The organism is Pseudomonas sp. B1(2018), assembly GCF_003097365.1.
GTDB lineage: Bacteria > Pseudomonadota > Gammaproteobacteria > Pseudomonadales > Pseudomonadaceae > Aquipseudomonas > Aquipseudomonas laurylsulfatiphila.
The window spans coordinates 1-1,737 of the sequence record NZ_PYUK01000044.1 but is presented as its reverse complement, the minus strand read 5'-3'; the positions used below and the strand labels follow the sequence as shown (position 1 = coordinate 1,737).

Below are 1,737 nucleotides of genomic sequence, written 5' to 3'. Positions count from 1 at the left end.
CCGGCTTCAGCGCGGCCACCTGGGCGGTGGTCAAGGCCACTACCTGGGCAGTGGTCAGGGCAGCGGCCTGCGCGGTAGTCAGGGCCGCGACGCCGGCGGTGGTCAATGCGGCGATGTCAGCGGTTTCCATGGCCGCCACTTGCGTGGTGGTCAATGCCGCCACTTGCGCGGTGGTCAGCGCGGCGACTTGTGCCGTGCTCAGTGCCACCACCTGGGCGGTGGTCAGGGCCGCCACGTCAGCGGTTTCCATGGCCGCGACCTGGGTCGCCTTCAGGGCCGCCACCTGGGCGGTGGTCAACGCCGCCACCTGGGCAGTGGTCAGGGCCACGACGCTGGCGGTGGTCAGCGCCGCGATGTCAGCGGTTTCCATGGCCGCCACTTGCGTGGTGGTCAGGGCAGCCACCTGGGCCGGTTTCAGCGCGGCCACCTGGGCGGTGGTCAGGGCCACTACCTGAGCGGTGGTCAGGGCAGCGGTCTGCGCGGTGGTCAGCGCCGCGATGCTGGTCGCCGGCAAAGCAGCGATGTCAGAGGTTTCGATAGCCGCCACTTGCGTGGTGGTCAAGGCCGCCACTTGCGCGGTGGTCAGCGCAGCCACTTGGGCCGTGGTCAATGCCACCACCTGGGCGGTGGTCAGGGCCGCCACATCAGCGGTTTCCAGGGCGCTGATCTGGGTCGCCTTCAGGGCCGCCACCTCGGCCGTGGTCAGTGCAGCGACCTGGGCAGTGGTCAACGCGACCAGTTGGGCAGAAGTCAGCGCACCGATATCGGCAGTTTCGATGGCCGCCACTTGCGTGGTGGTCAATGCCGCCACTTGCGCGGTGGTCAGCGCGGCGACCTGTGCCGTGGTCAGTGCCACCACCTGGGCGGTGGTCAAGGCCGCCACGTCAGCGGTTTCCATGGCCGCGACCTGGGTCGCCTTCAAGGCCGCCACCTGGGCGGTGGTCAACGCCGCCACCTGGGCGGTAGTCAGGGCCACGACGCTGGCGGTGGTCAGTGCGGCGACATCCGCGGTTTCCATGGCCGCCACTTGCGTGGTGGTCAGCGCAGCCACTTGCGCCGGTTTCAACGCGGCCACCTGAGCCGTGGTCAAGGCCACCACCTGGGCGGTGGTCAGGGCAGCGGCCTGCGCGGTAGTCAGGGCCGCGACGCCGGCGGTGGTCAATGCGGCGATGTCAGCGGTTTCGATGGCCGCCACTTGCGTGGTGGTCAGCGCAGCCACTTGGGCGGTGGTCAGCGCAGCCACTTGTGCCGTGGTCAACGCCACCACCTGAGCGGTGGTGAGGGCCGCCACGTCAGCGGTTTCCAGAGCTGCGACCTGGGTCGCCTTCAGGGCCGCCACCTGGGCCGTGGTCAACGCCGCCACTTGAGCGGTAGTCAGGGCCACGACGCTGGCGGTGGTCAGCGCACCGATATCGGCAGTTTCGATGGCCGCCACTTGCGTAGTGGTCAATGCTGCCACTTGGGCCGGTTTCAGCGCGGCGACTTGGGCCGTGGTCAGAGCCACTACCTGAGCGGTAGTGAGTGCCGCCACGTCAGCGGTTTCCATGGCCGCGATCTGGGCCGTGGTCAGCGCGGCGACCTGGGCCGTGGTCAACGCCGCCACCTGGGCAGTGGTCAGGGCCACGACGCTGGCGGTGGTCAGTGCGGCGACATCCGCGGTTTCCATGGCCGCCACTTGCGTGGTGGTCAGGGCAGCCACTTGGGCCGGCTTCAGCGCGGCCACCTGGGCGGTGGTCA

General features: G+C 69.4%; 1 protein-coding gene. It reads right to left on the bottom strand.

Features of this window, described 5'->3' with window-relative positions; all coding sequences use genetic code 11:
- Positions 1–1,737, bottom strand: a 1,737-nt coding sequence (locus tag C9422_RS31935; RefSeq protein WP_371924950.1) for a hypothetical protein, incomplete at both ends; no start/stop codon positions are given.